At 69.3% G+C, this 19611-nt stretch carries 16 protein-coding genes, 2 tRNA genes, 1 other RNA gene and 1 pseudogene; 8 read left to right on the top strand and 12 right to left on the bottom strand.

The window, feature by feature from the left end; genetic code table 11:
* The first annotated feature begins 536 nt into the window (after window positions 1-536).
* Window positions 537-709: a transfer-messenger RNA gene (gene ssrA, locus ABIC70_RS28435) on the top strand.
* Between the two features lie 627 nt (window positions 710-1336).
* Here the strand turns inward: ssrA and ABIC70_RS28430 are convergent.
* The 3 genes from ABIC70_RS28430 to ABIC70_RS27915 form a co-directional block, all read right to left on the bottom strand.
* Window positions 1337-1603 (bottom strand): hypothetical protein, encoded by a 267-nt coding sequence (locus ABIC70_RS28430; protein WP_490356180.1) that lies wholly within the window; start codon window positions 1601-1603, stop codon window positions 1337-1339.
* Window positions 1604-2292: 689 nt separating this feature from the next.
* On the bottom strand, window positions 2293-4155 hold the full coding sequence (locus ABIC70_RS27920) for a glycoside hydrolase family 15 protein (RefSeq protein WP_354442340.1): 1863 nt from the start codon (window positions 4153-4155) through the stop codon (window positions 2293-2295).
* 106 nt (window positions 4156-4261) lie between these two features.
* The gene (locus ABIC70_RS27915) at window positions 4262-5506 is read right to left on the bottom strand and encodes an acyl-CoA dehydrogenase family protein (protein WP_354442338.1); all 1245 of its coding nucleotides are present in this window, start codon (window positions 5504-5506) and stop codon (window positions 4262-4264) included.
* Between the two features lie 125 nt (window positions 5507-5631).
* Between ABIC70_RS27915 and ABIC70_RS27910 the strand changes: the two genes are divergently transcribed.
* Window positions 5632-6387 (top strand): response regulator, encoded by a 756-nt coding sequence (locus tag ABIC70_RS27910; protein ID WP_170861821.1) that lies wholly within the window; start codon window positions 5632-5634, stop codon window positions 6385-6387.
* Window positions 6384-7793 carry an ATP-binding protein gene (locus ABIC70_RS27905; protein ID WP_043380636.1) on the top strand — a complete coding sequence of 470 codons (1410 nt, stop codon included), beginning with the start codon at window positions 6384-6386 and terminating at the stop codon, window positions 7791-7793. Before ABIC70_RS27910 ends, ABIC70_RS27905 begins: the two co-directional genes overlap by 4 nt.
* A gap of 23 nt (window positions 7794-7816) precedes the next feature.
* Here ABIC70_RS27905 and ABIC70_RS27900 read toward each other — a convergent pair whose 3' ends face one another.
* Window positions 7817-9973: a methyl-accepting chemotaxis protein gene (locus ABIC70_RS27900; protein WP_043380633.1), complete on the bottom strand. Its 2157-nt coding sequence runs from the start codon at window positions 9971-9973 to the stop codon at window positions 7817-7819.
* 676 nt (window positions 9974-10649) lie between these two features.
* Here ABIC70_RS27900 and ABIC70_RS27895 point away from each other — a divergent pair.
* The 4 genes from ABIC70_RS27895 to ABIC70_RS27880 all read left to right on the top strand — a co-directional run bounded on the left by ABIC70_RS27895 (window position 10650) and on the right by ABIC70_RS27880 (window position 13403).
* The gene (locus tag ABIC70_RS27895) at window positions 10650-11165 is read left to right on the top strand and encodes a hypothetical protein (RefSeq protein ID WP_354442335.1); all 516 of its coding nucleotides are present in this window, start codon (window positions 10650-10652) and stop codon (window positions 11163-11165) included.
* 209 nt (window positions 11166-11374) lie between these two features.
* Window positions 11375-12343: an arginase gene (gene rocF / locus ABIC70_RS27890; protein ID WP_354442333.1), complete on the top strand. Its 969-nt coding sequence runs from the start codon at window positions 11375-11377 to the stop codon at window positions 12341-12343.
* Window positions 12343-13212, top strand: a complete 870-nt coding sequence (locus ABIC70_RS27885) for an urease accessory protein UreD (RefSeq protein WP_182591552.1) — start codon at window positions 12343-12345, stop codon at window positions 13210-13212. Before rocF ends, ABIC70_RS27885 begins: the two co-directional genes overlap by 1 nt.
* Before the next feature lie 117 nt (window positions 13213-13329).
* A tRNA-Cys gene (locus ABIC70_RS27880) sits at window positions 13330-13403 on the top strand.
* 63 nt (window positions 13404-13466) lie between these two features.
* Here ABIC70_RS27880 and ABIC70_RS27875 read toward each other — a convergent pair.
* Together ABIC70_RS27875 and ABIC70_RS27870 are read right to left on the bottom strand one after the other, a co-directional pair.
* The gene (locus ABIC70_RS27875; protein WP_043345914.1) at window positions 13467-15146 is read right to left on the bottom strand and encodes a methyl-accepting chemotaxis protein; all 1680 of its coding nucleotides are present in this window, start codon (window positions 15144-15146) and stop codon (window positions 13467-13469) included.
* Between the two features lie 303 nt (window positions 15147-15449).
* Window positions 15450-15716, bottom strand: a complete 267-nt coding sequence (locus ABIC70_RS27870; RefSeq protein WP_354442331.1) for a hypothetical protein — start codon at window positions 15714-15716, stop codon at window positions 15450-15452.
* Between the two features lie 262 nt (window positions 15717-15978).
* Here ABIC70_RS27870 and ABIC70_RS27865 point away from each other — a divergent pair.
* Window positions 15979-16054, top strand: a tRNA-Asn gene (locus tag ABIC70_RS27865).
* 8 nt (window positions 16055-16062) lie between these two features.
* On the opposite strand, the gene ABIC70_RS27860 is transcribed toward ABIC70_RS27865, so the two are convergent.
* From ABIC70_RS27860 to ABIC70_RS27835, 6 genes and pseudogenes are all read right to left on the bottom strand, one after another.
* Entirely contained in the window at window positions 16063-17088 is a 1026-nt protein-coding gene (locus ABIC70_RS27860) for a tyrosine-type recombinase/integrase (RefSeq protein WP_354442329.1), read from the bottom strand.
* Between the two features lie 78 nt (window positions 17089-17166).
* Entirely contained in the window at window positions 17167-17367 is a 201-nt protein-coding gene (locus ABIC70_RS27855; RefSeq protein ID WP_354442327.1) for a hypothetical protein, read from the bottom strand.
* A gap of 159 nt (window positions 17368-17526) precedes the next feature.
* Window positions 17527-18597 (bottom strand): hypothetical protein, encoded by a 1071-nt coding sequence (locus ABIC70_RS27850; RefSeq protein ID WP_354442325.1) that lies wholly within the window; start codon window positions 18595-18597, stop codon window positions 17527-17529.
* The gene (locus ABIC70_RS27845) at window positions 18594-18893 is read right to left on the bottom strand and encodes a hypothetical protein (protein ID WP_354442323.1); all 300 of its coding nucleotides are present in this window, start codon (window positions 18891-18893) and stop codon (window positions 18594-18596) included. Before ABIC70_RS27845 ends, ABIC70_RS27850 begins: the two co-directional genes overlap by 4 nt.
* Window positions 18890-19321 (bottom strand): hypothetical protein, encoded by a 432-nt coding sequence (locus tag ABIC70_RS27840; protein WP_354442321.1) that lies wholly within the window; start codon window positions 19319-19321, stop codon window positions 18890-18892. Before ABIC70_RS27840 ends, ABIC70_RS27845 begins: the two co-directional genes overlap by 4 nt.
* A pseudogene (locus ABIC70_RS27835) lies at window positions 19318-19611 on the bottom strand (hypothetical protein); the annotation flags it as partial. The pseudogene ABIC70_RS27835 and the gene ABIC70_RS27840, both read right to left, overlap by 4 nt.

Raw genomic sequence — 19611 nt, 5'->3', positions numbered from 1 at the left:
CTTCGCTGAACCGGCTCTTCTTCATCGTCCGTCTCCTGATCGACGGACTCTAGCTTCAGAATGAGGGCAGACCAGGGGGCAAGGTCACCGGCAATTCAGTCTGGTAGGCACATGGTAAGCGGGGCGAGTCGTTTAGCTTTCCTTCATCGACGCTCTCAGAACTGATCGCGCTAATTTGCGGCCGTCACTGGCAGCTCATCGTGACGGTCTGGGTGATCCGCAGAAAGCCCCGCACGGTGATGCCGGCGGGGCTCATTGGCCTGGAAGAAACGGTCGAACCGACACACGCTGCAGGCCAGCAGGACACCAGACACGAAAAAACCGCCGCGGCCGGAGCCGGGCGGTTCAAGGTGGGTCGTGCTGAGGATCAGAGGCCCATCTACGCGCGGCCGGCCGGGGCGGTTCCGGTCAGACCCGGGGTTCGCGGTCGAGCCAGCGGGCTGAGACGCCAGCGCAGAGCCATCGGGCCAGGGCAGGCGGTGGGCCAGTAGACCTGAGCGCCGCTTTCTGCGTAAGGTGTCCGCGAGGTTGATGACCGGTTCATAATAACGTTTCAGGACCCGGGGGCGGTACCCGGCGCCTCCACCAGAAGCATCCTGCCCCGGATACCGCACGGGGGTGAGGGCGAGCGTCCGGCGTTGCGGACAGCGCGCTGCCAGGGTGCTTCTGCTGGGGGCGAAACAGGTTCGACTGGACGGTAAAGGGATCGCGAGTTCTGCCCTGCCTCGGTAGGGTAAGATGCGGCTTTCGGTAAGGACTCGACCGGTTCGGCGCGGGTAACCCTCGTTCCGAGCACCTGACCAAAACTCTAAATGCCAACGACAACGTCGGCATGGAGATGCGCCTCGCGGCGTAATCTTCCGGGGCGTGGGCACGCCTAGCAACAGAACCCGAGGCTTCGGCCTCGGGGCCCGCTAATTCTCTTCCAGAAATGACGATCGGCTCTCCGGCTGAAGCCAGGGCAGCCTGGGGCATTGACGGCCGAAAGTCGGCCAGGCGGCGGTCGCGGCTGATCCGCGGCCCATCCGCTGACAAAGAAGCCGATGCCGACCCCGTGAGGGGGCCGCCGGGATGTATCCAGAGCATCAGCCCAGAGGCTCTGCGGCCGGACGCCGGCGTGGAGCGCGCCGCAGGTCCGCCGCCTCCGGACCGGGCCGCCCCTCTCGATCAGCCCGGTCCGACGCCAGCCGATCAGGTCAGCTGGCGACGCCCCCTAACCGGACCAAGGCACCATGGTTGCAGGCCATGTTGCGGATCGGCTCATCGCCAATGAGATCGGATGCTCTCCCGCCCCTGAACGGAGCGGGGAGGGGGCCGAGCCGCCGAGGCTTGGCCGTCAGGTCAGCGCCTGGGGGTGCGGTGACGGCGTCCCAACATAGCCCTGAGGCCTCAGGGGGCAGCCGGTATGCGCGCGGCGGTGCTGTAGCTTCAAACGACCGGTGCCGGTGTAGCTCCCGGCGACGATCACTTGGCCATGGCAGGCCGGGCATCGCTTCGGGGTCATCGTGTACAATCCGCGTGCCTCCGCGAGGCTAACCGGCGTCCACGCCTCGCCCACCTTCACCTCACAGATCTGCTGGTCAGCAGCGGGGATAGCACCCACCGCTATCGACCGAGCGATGGGCCGCCGGATGTCCCCCCGGTGCCGGGCGGCCCGCTGGTGGGCGTGCCGCCGATGTTCACATCTGGCGTCGTGCCCGGCACCGATGAGTTGCTGGGATTGGCTTCGTTCCCCCGTGTGATCGGGCTGGGGCCCAGATCCCGGGTGCCGGGAGGGACGCCGCCGACCGTCGCGGGTGGGGCGACACCGGTGTTCCCGGCGCCTCCTGTGACCACCTGGGCAACGGCAGGGCCGGCCAGAACGATGCTCAGGACGCCGGCGAAGGTCATGGTGGTGCGGGTCATACAAGTGTCCGTGCTGCGTGCTGCGGCACAGGAACGGCCCAGAGGTCCCGAAGTTCGAGGGGACCGTGCGCTGGGCCCGGAGGCAGCCCGATCAGGGGCGCCATTGGAGACCTGCTGATCCGGCTGTGGTTCTTGCTAGGACTGCTCTGCCGGCCGATGCGGCCGGTGTCCATCGCGTGGCGAACCGCCGCGATCCAACGCCGGATGCCTTCGCGTGACATCATTTCTCTCCGGAGGGCGGAGGGAGGCTGCATCGCGGGGCGTATCCGTGCGGACCGCCGACGCAGCCGCGTCAGGCTGAGGGGCGCCAGCGCGATCCGCGCCCATACGCGGAAGTCGAGACGAAGCCCCGGCCCGACGGGTGGGTGCCATCGCAGATCCGGATCCCTATTCCGCCGCCGAGGCCATGGCATCGGCACCATCGTCGGCGTCGAAGCGCGCGATGCTGCTCTCGAGCCGCAGCGCCGCGTTGATCAGGGCCATGTGGGAGAAGCCCTGCGGCATGTTCCCGCGCTGCGCCCCTGTGGCCGGATCGATCTCCTCCGCGAGCAGCCCGACATCGTTGGCCCGGGCGATCAGCCGCTCGAAAGCGGCCTTGGCCTCGGCCGCCCGTCCGCCGAGAGCGAGACAGCCGACCCGCCAGAAGGCGCAGGCCGTGAAGGTGCCCTCGTCACCCTCCAGGCCGTCCTCCATGCGGTAGCGATAGATCAGGTCGCCGACACCGAGTTCCCGCTCGACCGCCGCGAGGGTCGCCCGCATGCGCGGCTCCGTCGGATCGAGGGCGCCGAACAGGGCCGCGCGCAACACCGCGGCATCGAGATGATGCGAGCCGTAGGCGCCGACATAGGCCTGCTTCTCCGCGTTCCAGCCCTGTTCGAGATACTCCGCCCGGATCTCGGCAGCGATTCGCTCCCATTCGGCAATCGTCTCCGCGGCCACGCCCGCGATGTTGCGGGCGATCCGGGCGGCGTCCCTCAGGGCCACCCAGATCATCGCCTTGGTGTGGACCTGCTGGCGCGGCCCGGTGCGCAGCTCCCAGATGCCGTGATCCGCATCGTGGCGGTGACGGATGGCGCGGGCGGTGAGGTTGTGCAGCACCTCCGGCAGGCGGTCGTTGACCTTCTCGGGCGGGTCGTAGTCCACAGCCTCAAGGAAGATGCACAGCGCCCGGAGCAGCTCGCCGTAGATGTCGTGCTGGTCCTGAGCCTCGGCGACGTTGCCGATCACCACCGGCCGCACGCCGTTCCAGCCCGCGAGATGGCTCAGCTCCTCCTCCGGCGGCATGCCGTCGGCGATACCGTACATCAGCCGGGTCTCCCGCCCGTAGGTGCCGTCGCGCTCGCGCAGGAAGCGCAGGAATTCGGACGCCTCGCGGACGTAGCCCAGCATCACGAAGGCGGTGACCGTGAAGGCGGCGTCCCGCATCCAGGTGAACCGGTAGTCGTAGTTGCGGTTGCCCGGCACCGCCTCGGGCAGACCGGCGGTGGCCGCGGCCACGATCCCGCCCGAGGGCGAGTAGGTCAGCAGCTTCAGGCACAGGGCGGACCGCATCACCGCCTCCCGGTAGGCGCCGCGATAGGTGCTGCGGGCGCACCAGCGACGCCAGTAATCGGCGGTGGTCTCCAGACGGCGTCGGGCGCCGGCGTAATCCTCGATGCAGGCCTCGTCCTGATCCTCGCCATGGGTCAGGACCAGATAGGCGGTCTCTCCGGCCGACAGGCTGAACCGCACTTCGGCGGCATCGCCGTCGAGGGTGGGACAGGGCTGCGCGTTGACGCGCAGACGCCAGTCTCCGGCCTCGAACAGGACGGACCCGCCCGCCATCAGGGGCGTGCAGGGGCGTCGCGCATAATCGAAGGTCGGCCGCACCCGGAACGCGCCCGTCACCCGGCCCTGCTCGCAGGTGAGCAGCCGGATCAGCCGGCTCTCGCTCTCGCCATCCGGGCCCTCGTCGGGCTCCGGGCTCGGCGGGTTGACCGGCATCAGGTCGACGAGGCGCGCCCGGCCGGTCGCCGTCGTGAAGGTCGTCTCCAGGATGTTGGTGTCGGGCAGGTAGCGGCGCACGGCCTCGGTCGGCCCGTCGAAGGCGACGCTGCACGAGCCACCCGTGTCGTCGTCGAGGAGCTTCACGAACAGGGCCGGCGAATCGTGACGTGGCCAGCACAGCCAGTCGATCGATCCGTCGCGGGCGATCAGCGCGCAGGAATGGGTGTCACCGATGAGGGCGTAATCGCTGATGGGCTTCGACACAGGGCTTCCGGCTGGCGGCACCCGGTCCGCCGGGCAGTACAGAGTCCTGAGGTAGCCGGAGTACGCCGGGCGGGGAGTCCCGCTCGACGATTCGCCGCACGAGCGATCAGGCCGCCGGCCGGGGCAGCATCCGGTCGCTGATAATCCGGCGCTGGATCTCGCTCGTGCCCTCGAAGATCGTGGTCAGCCGCGCGTCGCGCCAGTAGCGCTCGACCCGACGCTCGGTGGTGTAGCCGTTGCCGCCATGCAGCTGCATCGCCTGGTTGGTGACCCGCACCGCCATCTCGGTGGCCAGGAGCTTCACCATCGCCGACTCGCTCTCGGCGGCCTCGCCCCGGTCGAGGAGGTGGGCGACCTGATGCCAGAAGGCTCGCGCCTGCGCGACCTCGGCCGCCATGTCGGCAAGGGCGAAGCGCAGCGCCTGGAAATCGCCGATCGGGTGGCCGAACTGGACCCGCTCCTGAAGATAGCTCTGGCAATCCTCGACCGCCGCCCGCGCGACGCCGACGGCCCGGGCCGCCGTGTGGACCCGGGCGATGTTGAGGCCGCGCTGCACCGCGGCGAAGCCGCCGGAATCCGCGTCCGCTCCCTGGTCGCCGTAGAGTCCGGTGAGCCGGTCGCTCTCGGGCACGCACACGTCCTCGAGGGTCAGTTCGAAGGTCTGGAAGCCGTGGTAGCCGATCTTGTCGATCACCCTCCCGGTCACGCCGGGCGGGAAGCTGTCGCGTTCCTTGAGCACCAGAAACGGCTCCAGGCCGGCGGAGCGCGATTCCCCGGGCTCCGGGTCGCGGGTGCGCGCGAGGACCTCGATGAAATCGGCGCCCTTTGCGAAGCCGGCCCAGCGCTTGGTGCCGGTGAGCCGCCAGAGGTCGCCGTCCCGCACCGCCCGGGTCTGCACGCCGGCGAGGTCGGAGCCGGCATTGGGCTCCGACAGAGAGATCGAGCCGATCCATTGTCCCCGGGCCGAACGGCGAAGCAGCTCCGCCCGGCGCTCCGCGTCGAGGGTCTGGGTGCCCAGCCCCTGGCCGCGCGCCAGGATGCTGCCCACCGAGAGCCACGCCCGTGCCAGTTCCTCCGAGACGAGGCAGTACTCGAACACGCCGAGGCCCAGGCCGCCGTGCTCCGCGGGGATCGTGATGCCGAACCAGCCCTTCTCGGCCATGGCGTCGATGAGCGTACGCGGCATCTCGGCCTTCTGCCGGTCGAGCGTGTCGGCCATCGGCAGCACCGTGTCGCGCGCGAAGGCGCGGGCCTCGGCCTGAAGCGCCGCCCGGGCCTCGGTCCGCCAGGGCGAGGCGAGTTCCGGCGGCTGCGGCGCGATCAGGTCCTTCCGATCCTCGGATCCGGTCATCGTTACCCCCGTATGGTTTGACGCCATGTGGCAACTCAGTTGAGGCCCGTGCGGGAAACACGCGCTTACAAATTGGTTCCGTCGCCCACCTTCGAATAATCGGCGGATCGGGCCATAATAGCCTGATGATGCAGGCCGAACCGCTGACCGATTCCTTCGCGATGAACGCACCCGCAACACCCCACATCCTCGTGGTCGAGGACGATCGAGAGATCTCGGCCCTGATCGCGCGCTACCTGCGCGGCAACGATTGCCGGGTCACGCTGGCGGGTGACGGGGCCGAGATGGACCGGGTCCTTGCGGAAGCGCGGATCGACCTGATCGTCCTCGACCTGATGCTTCCCGGCGAGGACGGACTGAGCCTGTGCAAGCGCCTGCGCGGCACGTCGCAGATCCCGATCCTGATCCTGACGGCGAAATCCGAGGAGGTGGACCGGATCCTCGGCCTGGAGCTCGGCGCCGACGATTACCTCGCCAAGCCGTTCAACCCGCGGGAGCTGCTCGCTCGCATCCGCGCGATCCTGCGGCGGGTCGCGGCCGAGGCCCCCGACGCGGACGAGCGGCGGCGGCTGCATTTCTCGGGCTGGACGCTCGACGTGTCCCTGCGCCAGGTTCTGTCCCCCGAGGGCGCCCGCATCTCGATCACCGGGGCGGAGTTCGATCTCCTGCACGCCCTCTGCCTCCGGCCCGGCCGGGTTCTGTCGCGGGACCAGCTCCTCGACCTCACGCAGGGCCGCTCTGCCGGCCCGTTCGAACGCAGCATCGACGTGCTGATCTCCCGGATCCGTCAGAAGATCGAGCGCGACACCCGCAATCCGGAATTCATCCGCACGATCCGGTCGGGCGGCTATCTGTTCACGCCGGAGGTCACGCGGTCATGAGCGGTCTGCGCCGTCTTCGCGCGCGGCTGCGTCCGAAGACCATCGCGGGCCAGATCGCGCTGCTCGTGGTCGCCGGCATCGCGGTCGCCCATGTGGTCGCCACCGCGGCATTCCTGATTCTGCACGAATCGCAGAACCCCGACACGCTGCCGGGTGTGGCCGCGAGCCGCCTCGGAGTGCTGGTGAGACTGCTGGACGCCGCCGACCCGGCGGCGCGGCCGGCCCTGCTCGCGAGCGGTCGCAGCCTGCCGCTGATCCATGTCGAGCCCTGGGACGGCACCGTATTGCCGGGGGCGACGTCGCCGCCCGACCTGCCGGTGATCCGGCGGCTGCGCAACGGCGCCGGCCGGCCGGTGACGATCACCGACCTCTCCGCGGCCGATCCGGACGGGGAGCGGTCGGACGCGCGGCTGCATATCGGCATCGTCACGCCGGCGGGCGCGCGGCTCCAGGCGACGCTGCCGAACGATCCCCTCCGGGGGCCCCGCCAGGGTGCGCTGATCTTCACCGTCGTCTTCCTGGCGCTGACCCTGGCGCTGCTCTGCGTCTGGGCCACCCGGGCCCTCACGGCGCCGCTGAAGCGGCTCGCCGGTGCCGCCGAGGCGTTCGGCGCCCGCGACGATCACGTGGCGCTGCCGGAGGCGGGCCCGCGCGAGGTGCTCGCCGTATCCCGGGCGCTGGATCGGATGCGGTCGCGGGTGCGCCGCCTGATCGACGACCGGACGCAGATGCTGGCGGCGATCAGCCATGACCTGCGCACGCCGATCACCCGGCTCCGCCTGCGCGCCGAGTTCATCGAGGACGAGCACGCCCGCGCCTCCACCCTGCGCGACCTCGACCAGATGAACGGCCTCGTCGAGGCGGCGCTCTCCTTCGTGCGCGACGGCCAGATCCGGGATGCGAACAGCCACAGCCTCGTGGACCTCGCATCGGTGGTCCAGACGGTCTGCGACGACTTCTCGGATTTCGGATCCCCGGTCAGCGTCAGCCGCAGCCGGCACGTCCTGGTCCAAGGAAGGCCCGAGGAACTCCAGCGGGCGGTGACCAACCTCGTGGACAACGCCGTGAAGTACGGCGGCCGCGCCGAAGTCCAGATGGAAGCGTCCGAGCGCGGCGTCCGGGTCTGCATCCTGGATTCGGGCCCCGGGATTCCCGAGGCGGAGCGGGAGGCCATGCTCCAGCCCTTCGTGCGCGGCGACCGCGCCCGCAACCTCAACGAGGCGAGCGGCTTCGGACTCGGCCTGTCGATCGTGCAGGCGATCGTCGAGGCCCATAACGGGCGCCTGCAGCTGGAAAATCGCCCCGGGGGCGGGCTCTGCGCCGCGATCGAACTGCCCCTGGCCGCACAGGCCTTCGCGGGGCGCGCGGCGCAGAAGCCCGTGCCGCGTCCGGCCGAGGCGGCCTGAGGCCGCCTCGGGTCTCGTCCGGTCTACGCGGCCCGCACGTTGCGCAGGAACTGCGCCACCTCGGCGCGGAGCTGCTCCGAGCGCGTCGCCAGGGCATCGGATGCCTGAGCAACCGAAGCCGCGGCCTGACCCGCATCGCCCGCGACCCGGGCGACCTCGGCGATCTCGACGGTCATCGTGCCGGTGCCGGCGGACGCCTGGCCCATGCTGCGGACGATGTCCTGCGTGGTGACGCCCTGCTGATCCACGGCGGCCGCGATGCTGGTCGACACGTGATTCATCGCCTCGATCTGAGCCGTGACTCCCTGGATCGCACCGGCCGCATCGCCGGTGACGGTCTGGATCGCCGCGACCTGCCGGCTGATCTCCTCGGTGGCCCGGCTGGTCTGGGCGGCGAGTTCCTTGACCTCGGAGGCGACCACCGCGAAGCCGCGCCCGGCCTCGCCGGCCCGGGCCGCCTCGATCGTGGCGTTCAGGGCCAGCAGATTGGTCTGACCGGCAATCGTCGAGACCATCCCGACGACGTCGCCGATCCGCGTCGCTGCGGCGGCCAGCTCCGTCATGGTCTGCTCGGCCCGACGCGCCTCACCGACGGCCGTCGCCGACATCCCGGCCGCCTGCTCGACCTGGCGGCCGATCTCCTGCACGGTGGCGCCGAGTTCCTCGGCCGCGGCCGCGACGGTGTTGACGTTCTCGGAGGTCTGCTGGGCGGCACTGGCGACGCTGGTCGAGCGTTCGGACGTGCCCGCGACCGCACTCCGCATGGTACCCGAGGCTCCCTGAAGCTCCGTGACGGCCCCCGTCAGGCCCTCGACGATGGCCCCGACCGAGCGTTCGAAGCCGTCGGCGAGGTCTTTCAGCATGGCGCGGCGGCTCTGCTCCTCGCGCAGACGCGCGGCCTCGGTCGTCTGAAGCTGCTGGGCGGCATCCTCAAGCGACATGTCGCGGATGGTGACGACCGCGCGGGCGATGTCGCCGATCTCGTCCCGCCTCTTGCTGCCGGGAACGTCGGTCAGGGCCTGGCGGTCGGCGAGGGCCTTCAGCGCGCGGGTCAGGGCTCCCAGCGGCGACACGATCGAGCGCGCGAGCAGCAGGCCGAGCACCGCCGTGACGGCCAGGACGATGAGACCGGTCAGGATCAGCGTCCGAGACAGGGCCTGCACGGCATTGATCGCCTCCGCCTGGGTCTGCTCAGCCAGCACGGTCCAAGGCGCGCCGAGGACCGTCACCGGCGAGGCGGCCGCCATGTGTGCGCCGTTCTCGGCCGTGAAATCGACCGGACCGCCGACCTTGATCCGGTCGGCGGCCAGGCCGATTCCGGCGAGGCCTGCACCGGCATGCAGAGCCGGGTTCAGCGGTGGGTTGCTGCGCAACAGCCCGTCTGTCCCGACCGCCAGGATCTGCCCGGTCTCGCCGAGACCGGTCCGCTTGGACAGCGTTTGATCGAACAGGGTCGGCGTGACCCGCATGACGATGTAGCCGGTCCGCTCGGCCGCCTGCGCCGTGCCCATGGCGACGTTCGCCCGCTTGGTCATGACACGGCCGATGAAGGCAGCCGGGGTCCCATCCACCGGGTAGGCGGCGAAATCCTCGAAGAGAACCGCGCCCGGATCGGCGGACTTGAGACGCTCGACGAGCCGCGCGAGCGCCGAGCCCGCCAAGCCATCCTCCGAGACCGATTTGGCGAAATCGGCGCCCTTGGTCGTGGTGTAGACGATCCGGCCGTTGTTATCGACGAACATCAGGTCGGCGTAGCCGGGCTGGGCCACGAGCTTGTGGGCCACTTCCTGGACCTTGACGTGGCGCCGGGCATACATCGACGTCATGCCGCTGCCGTCGAGGGCGATCCGCGCCTCAGCCGTCTGAGGCGCTTGGAACGCCTCGATGACGCTCGCGGTGTCGGGCTTCGCAGGGTCGAGATTCTCGATCAGGTCCGTGAAATTCGAGACGATCTGCGGATGGGTCGCCACCGCCTGGAAGTCCGCCTGCATCCGGTCCGCCACCAGCTCGATCGCGTCCCGCCGCGCCGCCGCGGCGAGTTCGAGGCGCTCGTGCGCCGCGGTGATCAAGCCCGACCGCGCCGAGTACCAGCTGAATCCACCCATGGCGGTGGCGCTCAGAAGCGCGAGGCCGACGGTCGTCGCGGGAAGGCGCGTGCTCAGCCGCGAAAGCGTTTTCATGATGACCCTGAACTATTCAATGACGGCGATCCAACCAGTCCAATGGCCCGACTCTTATAAAAATCTCGTAAACATCGATGCAGCGCGCGGATATCGAGCACTGGCACTATACAACCTGAAAGAACGTGCTCTGCCAAGAATTCAAGTTGTGGACGGGCCCCCTTCGGTTTTCGATAGTCACCCGCCCTGCGGCCATGGCGGAGGGTCTGCAGCATTGCGGACCCGGCCGGCGCACGTGCTGGCTCTCCTGCTCCCGGAATCTCGGATCATCACGGTCATGTCCACGGACCGTCCTCGAAATCACTCCGCCATCTGACGGTGACCCAGGGCCGGTCGGGCTCCGAACCCAAGGCGTGGATGCACACAGGCCGGCGGTGATCGGATGCGCGACGGTTGGGCCGCCGCTGGGGGCAGGCGGACGAACGGTTTGCGACTGTCGAAAGGCAACGGTCCACCGCCCTGCGCGGTCGGACGCGCGATCTGGATCCCCGAGCCAAGCTGTGATCTGGCTCGCCGCGTAGGCCTTCGGCCGCTCGTGAGCCCGCCATCTCGGGCTGTGATGCAGCATCCGCCGACGATGCAGCCGAGATCCGGAGGTTGGACAAGTGGGGTGCTGCCGCGCGACCCTTGGCGGCGGTAAGTTCGGCCGCATCTGCCGCGTCGGCGGAGGCACGGTATGTTCATCAATAGCGACGCCCTCGCCGGCGTCCTGCGACTCCTCTGGATCGCGATCGTCCTGCTTGGGGGTGTGATCGTCGCGCATCTCATCTGGGTCAGCCGCGTCGCGCGCTGTCGGGCATTGGCGTCCAGGCCGCTGCCGACGAAGATCGCGATCGTGGGCGCGGCCCTCGCGACGCCCGTCGTCGGCTTCTATGCCGTCGAGATCGCGTCTTGGCGCCGGCGGCAGGCGGCGCGGCCACGCTTCCGCGTCCCGCGACACCTCGCGGTCGCCGCTTTGCTCACGCTGGCGCTGGCCGCGGCCGGCACCCTGTTGGTGGAAGGGCGGGCGGTGCCGGAGGACCGATCCTGGTGGCGTGCGGCAGGTCGTTTCGAGGGACAGGTCTGCGTGCTGCTGATCGGGCAGGTGTTGGTGTTCATGATCCTGCGCGTGTTTCTGACGGCCCGACGTCCAGCGCTGCTGTGGATCGCCTACGTCCTCTCGGCCGCGATCCTCGCTGTCCTGCTCGCCTGAACTTGTCTTCGAGAGCGGCCGGGTACACGTCGATCCCTGAGACCTGATCGTTGGGCGTGTGCCAGGGCGTCCATCGCGCGCAGGATCCGTTTCCGGCCCGGGATGCGGTCTCGCAACCGCCATCGGCGGAAGGTTATGAGCCCGATGGCCGAAGGCTCTGCGGAGCGCGGGTGCGCCGAGACGGCGATGGTGACGGCGATGGTGACGGGATGAGCAGCGAAGTCAGCCTCCACGCGGCGCGCAGCATTACGCTGATCGGCGCGCCGATCGAAGTCGGAACCAGCGAGCCCGGCGCCCTCATGGGACCTGCGGCCCTGCGCACGGCCGGGCTCGTCCGCGCGCTCGGCGAACTCGGCCATAGCGTCACGGATCGCGGCGACGTCGCCCCGGAGGGGCCCGCTGGGATGCGCGGGCTCGATGGCGTCGCCGCCTGGACGCGGGCCCTGTCCCGGGTCGTCGAGGGCGCCCTCGATGCCGGGTCGCTTCCGTTGACGGCCGGGGGCGATCACAGCCTGTCCCTGGGCTCCGTCGACGGCGTGTTGCGGCACTGTGCGCGGCATGGCCGATCCGTCTTCGTGCTCTGGCTCGACGCCCATGCCGACTTCAACACGCCGGCGACCTCGCCCTCCGGGAACGTGCACGGCATGCCGCTCGCCGCCCTGTGCGGCGAGCCGGGCTTTCCACGCCTGTTCGCCGAGCCGGTCCCGCAGCCATTGTCCCCCGCCAACGTCCACCTGTTCGGGCTGCGATCGATCGATGCCGGCGAACGTGCGCTGGTGACGACGCGGCGGGTCGGCATCACCGACATGCGGACGATCGACGAATTCGGCGTGGTCGCGCCGCTCCGGCGGGTGCTCGACCGGGTCGCGGGCCAGGGCGCGCATCTCCATGTCAGCCTCGACATCGACTTCCTCGACCCGTCGATCGCGCCCGGCGTCGGCACCACGGTCCCGGGCGGCGCCACCTTCCGGGAGGCGCATCTCATCATGGAGATGCTTCACGATTCCGGTCTGGTGCAGTCCCTCGACGTGGTCGAGCTCAATCCCTTCCTCGACGAGCGCGGGCGCAGCGCCCGGGTGCTGGTCGAGCTGGTGGCGAGCCTGTTCGGCCGTCGCATTCTCGACCGGCCCACCCTGCCGGTCGAGGCCGCCCCCATCGAGCCGGCCGGGCGCGGCTGATGGACCACCGCCTCCCCACGTCGTCATGCCCCCCCGCGGCGACCGGCGCCCCACCGGCACGCCAGCGCTCGGACGGGCGCGTCCGGCTGCGGGTGGGCCCGACCCACCCGGGCGGCGCGACGCGCATCCTCGATCTCGCCGAATCCGGCCCGTCGCGGCTCCGATTTCCACGGGGAACGGGCGCGCTGGAAACGGTCCTGGTCAACACCGCAGGCGGCGTGGCCTGCGGCGACACCTTCGCCATCGACCTCGCTCTCGATCCGGGCGCCGAACTGGTCCTGACCACCACCGCAGCCGAGAAGATCTACCGATCGGACGGCCCCGTAAGCCATATCGCCAACACCCTGGCTCTCGAGGCCGGCGCGCACCTCGCCTGGCTGCCGCAGGAGACCATCCTGTTCGACCGCGCCCGGGTGCGCCGCCGATTCACGGCCGATCTCGCCGAAGGTGCAGCGCTGATCGCCGTGGAGGTGGTCGCCTTCGGCCGAGCGGCCAGGGGCGAGCGGATCACGGACGGGCTGTTCGCGGATTCCTGGCGCATTCGCCGGGGCGGCCGGCTCGCTTACGCCGACGATCTTCTGCTGGACGGCCCGATCAGCGATCTCCTCGCCCGTCCGGCGGTGGGCGGGGGAGCGCGCGCCTGCGCGACCGTCCTCGACATCGCCCCCGGCGCGGAGGCGCGCCTCGAGGAGGCCCGCGCCCTCCTGGCCGAGGCCGCCGCACCCGGAACAGAGGCAGCCGCGAGTGCCTGGAACGGTCACTTGGCGATCCGCGCCCTCGGGGAGGCCGTCGGCCCGTTGCGCGGCCTCATCGCCCGGTTCGTGGCGCAGTATCGCGGCGTCGCGATGCCCCGGGTCTGGCAGAGCTGACAGGAACCGCCACGTCGGCGGCTCAGGACCGTTGCCTGCGACGGCCGACCTCTGCTAGAGACGCGCACCCGGAGCTGTCCGCCAAGCTCCGGACCGGATGGCAACGCCGTTCAGGAAGGCCTCGTGGCGGAGTGGTTACGCAGAGGACTGCAAATCCTTGCACCCCGGTTCGATTCCGGGCGAGGCCTCCATCCTTCTTCTTCCTCTCCTGGCTGATCCCGCCGTGATGCTCCGGCGTGAGCGTCGCCGCGCGCTCATGCGCTGTGGACCTGCGTCGTGAAGGTCTCGATGGCCTTCTGCAAACTGTGCGCCCCGGACGTGACCCGCACGGCGCCGCCGCGCACCTGTCCGGCCTGCGCCTCGTTGGACGCGGCGGCGGCCTGAACACCGGCAACGCTCTCCGAGACCCTGCGGGCGTCCGCGGCCGCGCTGGAGATCGCCCGCGCGATTTCCTGGCTGGCCTGGCCCTGCTGATCGGTGGCCTTCGCAACTTCGGAGGCGATCAGGCTCATGCGGGCGATCGTCTCGCCGATCGTGCCGATCGCGCCGACCGTGCGTCCTGCGGCCCCCTGGATCGCCCCGACCTGCCCGGTGATGCGGTCGGTGGCGAGCGCCGTCTGGCCGGCCAGGGCCTTCACCTCGGCGGCGACCACCGCGAAGCCGCGCCCGGCGACACCGGCCCGGGCGGCCTCGATCGTCGCGTTGAGCGCCAGCAGATTGGTCTGCCCGGCCACCTCGCGGATCAACGTGACCACCGTGCCGATCTCCTCGGCCGCTTGCGACAGGCTCATCACCGTCTCCTTCAGGCCCTGCGTGTCGGAGAGGGCGGAGGAAGCGATCTCGCTCGTGTGCCGCACCCGGGCCTCGATCTCCCGGGCCGAGACCGAGAGTTCCTCGGCAGCGCTGGCGATGCTGTCGACCAAACCGGCACTCTGGCTGGAGGCACCCGCCACGATGGCGGCCTCGGACGCCATCGCGCCGGCATTGCCGGTGAGCGTGTCGGCGGCCGCCTGCATAGCCTCGGCCGATCCGGCGAGATCGGCGACCGCGCGATGCGTCTCGGCCTCGAAGGCATGGGTCGCCGTCGCCAAGGCTTCAGCCCGGATCCGGTCACGGTCACGGCGCATCTGCGCCTCCGCGTCCAAGTCGCGCTTCTCGATCAGAGCGGTCTGGAACGCCGCGATGGCGGCTGCCATCTCGCCGATCTCGTCGCGCCGATGCGTGAACGGGATGACAAGGCCGAGGTCGTTGGCGGCGAGCGCCGTCATGCCATCCTTGAGACGGTGCAGGGGGCGCCGCACCTGGGTGACGATGATCCAGACCGCTGCGAGCAGCCCCAGCACGAGCGCCACCGCCGGCACGACCACGAGGGTGATCCGCGCCTGCCGCCGGTCGACGGCGTCCCCGGCGCGTCGGGCATTCAGGCGGCTCAGCACCTCCCGTCCAAGGGCGCCGATCTCGGCCACCATGCGCTCCCGATTCTTCACGGTCGCCTCGTCGGTCGCCTGGATCAGGGCCGCCTTGGGCGACACCGTCAGCCCCAGCTCGGCCGTGTCGGTCTGGTAGGCGATGAATTCCTTCACGAAGAGATCGAAGCGCCGGCGCCGATCCTCGGGAAGCTGATCTTCCATCGCCGCGAGGAAGGGTCCGCGCACCTGCTCCACCGTCGCAAGGGCGTCGTGGAGTGCCGACAGGCGTGTCCGTGCCTCCGCGGTGTCTTCCGCCGTGTAGAGGGCCGTGGCCTGCACCACCGCGTGCTCGATCGCCTGCCCCAGGGCACCGGCCTGCAGCCCGGCATTCCAGATCCTGTCCGTCGCGGCGGCGCGCTCCTGCTCCCAGTTCGACTGCCGGACGGCGAAGGCCGCGATGCCGATCGCCACGAGGGCCAGCAATCCGATCACTGCCGAGAGCTTGAGGCCGAGTGAAATTCGCATGGGAGCCGCGCCGCTTCAGCGAGGGTTACGAAGAGGCGCAGCTATACACGAACACTTCCTTTTGAACAGGTAAATATAGCCGGCAAACTCTATTATCCGATATGGCGATCGAGACCGATATCCATCAACGAATAGCCAGATCTTGCAGAGCGCACTCAGAATTATCACGCGCATACCGCGTGCTTCCGGGCCGGACGACTGCGAATGCTGGATCTCGCGAGCGCTGGAGCCGCGTATTGGACCGCGTCGGGCCTATGGACGCCCGCGTGCCGGTGGCGGGCTGCGCGCCCGCCGCGAGACCCGTCAGCGATCCCGGGCAACGGGGGCCGGACTGCCGACCGGCTGACGGCGGGACTGCTCCTGCATCCGGAGCGCGGCGACGATCTCCCGGCGGAGGTCGTCGCGCTGCACGTCGACGAGATCGGGAAGAATATCGGCCTCGTGCTCGTCCAGGGCCGCGATCAGTCGGGGACGGTCGGCGGCCCACTCGAAGGCGACGCGCACTTCGCGCTCCGCATAGGGGTCTTGGGGGTTCAGGCAGTGATGGGTCAGCATGATGGCAACGGGCACGCACCGGGTCGTCCGGGCTGGCGTTCCCGTAGGATCGCGTCGCGACATTCGCATGACCCTGGCGGCGACGGCCGGAGCGAGCAGGCCAAGCCAGCGGCGGGACCCGGCGCATTTGTTGCCAAAAAGCAACACAGCGGACGCTCGACCGCCATCGGTGCAGGCCGCGCCCTGTGACGCAGAGCGCCGTGCCGTGGAATGCCCGCGGATCATGCGTCGAGGCCCTTGCGTCCCGCGATTGCGGTGTGTAGAGACCCCCTCGTGATCCCCGATAGCTCAGTTGGTAGAGCAGGCGACTGTTAATCGCCTTGTCGCAGGTTCGAGTCCTGCTCGGGGAGCCATCACAAAATCAAGCCTCTGATTTTAATCGCTTTTTGGCAATCGGGTGCCGCACCTGGATAGGTGGTGCGGCGTAAGAAGCCTCAGAATAGCGGTCGGCAATGCGTGCGGCCAGCTTCGTTCTGTTGGCCCCGCGCACGTAAGTCGCGCTTTCCCGACTGCCCTCCGCCCACCCGAACCAAGCGTTCAGCTCGGCCTCCGTCGCACCGTTCTCGGCGGCCCGACGTGCCCCAGCCTTGCGCAGCCCGTGGGCTCGGCCCGGTAGCCCCATCTCGGCGCACACATCCCGGAACCAGTTGCCGAAGCTCTCCTTGGTGTACGGTCGCCCCTTCTCGGTCGCGATGAAGGTCAGCTCGCCGATCGGCGCGGCGGCGATGGATGCGGCCAGGGGCGGCAGAATCCGGATCGTGACCTCCTGCTCGGTCTTTTCGGTCATGATGCGGATCAGCCCGTTGCGGACATGCGGGCGGCCAAGCCGGGCGGCATCGCCGCGCCGCAGTCCTGTGTAGAGCAGGATGTCGAGCGCAAGCCGCTCGCGCGTGCCGACCTTGTGTCGGGCCTCGAACCGGGCGACCTCCTCCTCGGTCCACGTGTGGAAGCCATTGCGGTCGTTGGCGCCGGCCAAGAGCTTCACACTGCGCGTGGGATCTGCCGGCACGATGTCGAGCGCCACCGCCCAGCCGAACAGCCCGCGCATGGTCTTGAGCCAATTGTTGGCGCCGTGCGGCTGCGCAGCCCGCTTGTCCATGCCCCTCTGAATGGAGAGCTTGTTGATGCTGTCCGCGGCCTCGTGCCCCGCAGCCTCCTTTGTCTCCTTCAGGATGCCGGCGCGCTGCGCTCTGGTCGCGGCGGACAGCTCGGTCGTCCACTGGGCGCTCGCCATGTAGCTGTCGATCAGCCAGCCGAGCGAGCCCGTCGTCAGCGCCTTTCGCGCCTCTGCGTCTGGCGCATGACCGCGGATGGCCTTCTCGTACTCCGCCCAAAAACGCCTTGCTGCCGAACGGCTCCCGCAGCCGGATTCGCGGCCCTTCCCCACGCCGAACGTACCAAACCTTTTCTCCGTGGCGGGTGGTCTCGTGACGGAGGTGGAGCGGGCGCGGGCGAGGCATGGCGTTCATAGCGCGATCAACCGGGTCCGCTGCGCAAGCCGATTTTCGCGCTCGCTGGGCTGGCCATCGTCAGCCTCGACGCTGACACCCTCTGGCCGGAACACGATCCGCACTTTCTCGACGCCAGCCGATCGCAGGGCCCGCGCCTCGCGCGCGATGTCGGCCTGAGTGACGCTCGCACCTCTACGGGGCACCGCGTCCTCCATCGGTCTCGGATCGGTTGAGGGGAGGGGCGGCCTTGGCGGCAAGAGCAGCCTGGATCGCCTCACGGAAGGCGGGACCTGGACCCAGCCGGAGACGCGGATGCCGGACGCGCCATGCGGCCCACGCGGCGGCCAGCATGCCTGGGGTGACGTGGATCTTCATCACCGCTTCGCTCCCATCGCCACAGCCCAGTTTGGGTTCTGGCCAACCAAGCCGAAGAGCGCCGGCAGCTCGTCCTCGATTGCGTTGTGCAGCTCGGTGAGCCGTCGACAGGAGGCCTCGCTCGCCTCGCCGCGGATCTTCTGGGCCCGCTTGCTGCGGCCCGGTACAGGCTGATCCTTCAGGCCGAAGGCGTCGCCGGACACGAAGGCCTGGAACACCATGTCGGTCGCGATGATGCCGATGGCGTCGCGGGTTTCCGCTGAGAGTGCGAGCCATGCAGCCTCGACCTCGGCTTGGCCCGGGACACCGGAAACCGCGCGATTTTCGCCCGGCTGAATCACTCGCTCAAGCGATTGCTGCTGAATGATTTTTGTCGTCCATAACCCCGAAAATCGCCCAGCCGATTCAAATGCTATCAGGGCCCTGGCGACGTGGGCGAGATACTCGCTCCCGCCGCTGCACCGGTCGTAGAGTTTCGCATCCCGGGCGTAGAACTCCGTCAGCGCGATCAGGCCGGCGACGGTGGTGGGCATCATGCCTTCTACGACGCTGAACGTCCGATCCGTCTCACTGGCAGCCGCGTTGCACTGCTCGACCTGCTCCTCGTCGTCCTCATCGAGGTGGACCAGCGTCGCCGTGTGCGCGGCGTTCGCCATATCGGCAGCCACGATCGCGGCGATGATCGGATCCGGTTCGGTCGAAGGATACGCGCCCGATGCAGACCCTTTGAACTCCCCAAATCGGGGGAGCGGGGAATCATCCCGCTCCAGCACCACGGCAAGGTCCATGGCCCGGCCGAGAAGGATGCCGTAGTTCGGCTGATAGTCCGCCGCGTTGATCGCCTCGTCGGTCAGCCACCATTGCAGGTGCGCGAGCAGCGCGCCGACCCCTTCAGGCAGTGATTGCCCCAGGATCGGGAACGCGCAGGCAGCCACCACCAGCGCGTCGAGGGCGTCCAGCATCTCGCAGTTCGCGAGCTCGCTGTTCTCGCCTTCCGGCGCGATCTGGAAAGCGTCGTAGGCGGCTCGGTGGGCGGAGATCGCCGCGTGGAGCGGGCTGACGGCGATCACCCGACCCTCTCGCGTCCGAGAAGGTGGGCGCCCTCGGTATCAAGGTACCGGGTGACCAGCAGGAGCAGGAGCGCAGCTGCCGCCTCGCGCGGGTAGCGACTCCTCGCCACCGCCAGGACGTTAGCGGGGTACCACGTACCGTCAGGCTGCGCCGCCATGTGAGCGATGGTGCTGACCCGAGCGTGCACATCGGGATCGGCAAGCACTCGGTCGAGCCTTTCGGCGTCCCAACGGCCGCCTAGGACATCCATGTAGGCGCTGGCCCGCGGCTTGGGGCGAAGAGGAACGACAGTCACGACGCGCCTCCCTGGCTATGGAAGGCCTGCATCGCCCAAGTGAAACGATCCTCTGCTGCCGGCATGTGCGCTGTGAGCGCGTTCATCGCTGCAACACCAGCGCAGGCATACTCACGGTCGACAAGGTCGGGTGTCGTAGTGATGCCCTTCCCGACTTCCTGGGCCATGCCGATGAGGCCCTGAGCGACGAAGTGCGGTGCGATGAGCACCGGTTCGCCATCGATCTCGACTGTGTGGCAGACCTCTTTCCAACTCTTCAGAAGCGCCGCCTTCAGGGCACGGCGCAGATCCCGTGGCAGCGCGAGCGCAGCCAGCAACTCCTCGTGGGCGTGCCACGGCATATCGGGGCCGGCAGCCGGACCGCGGAAGAGGCGGACCGACACGCCGTTGATGGTGGCGACGTGGATGGGCGTGGCGCGCTCGATCATGCCGAGTCCTCCACAAACGCCGCCGGTCGGATCTCGCGAGCCCGCGCCCAGATCTCCGTAACCAGCTCGTGGTCGAGCATGTCGGCCGCAGCGATCACGAAGGCCTTGCGCTGGACGTCGCCGGGCACGGCCGCGGCGGCGGCCTGAACCTGAGCCACGCGCTCAGCCTTGCGCAACTCGCCGATGCGCTGTTGCAGTGAATCGCGCCGGGATTTTCGGAGGCTCCAACTCTTGAGAGACTGGAGCCATGACGAAGCATACCCCACCCTTTTCCCCTGAGGTTCGCGAGC

This window comes from Methylobacterium sp. 1973, assembly GCF_040545035.1.
GTDB classification, from domain to species: Bacteria; Pseudomonadota; Alphaproteobacteria; order Rhizobiales; family Beijerinckiaceae; genus Methylobacterium; species Methylobacterium fujisawaense.
The sequence above is the reverse complement of the archived record's forward strand: the minus strand, read 5'-3'. Positions and strand labels throughout refer to the sequence as shown.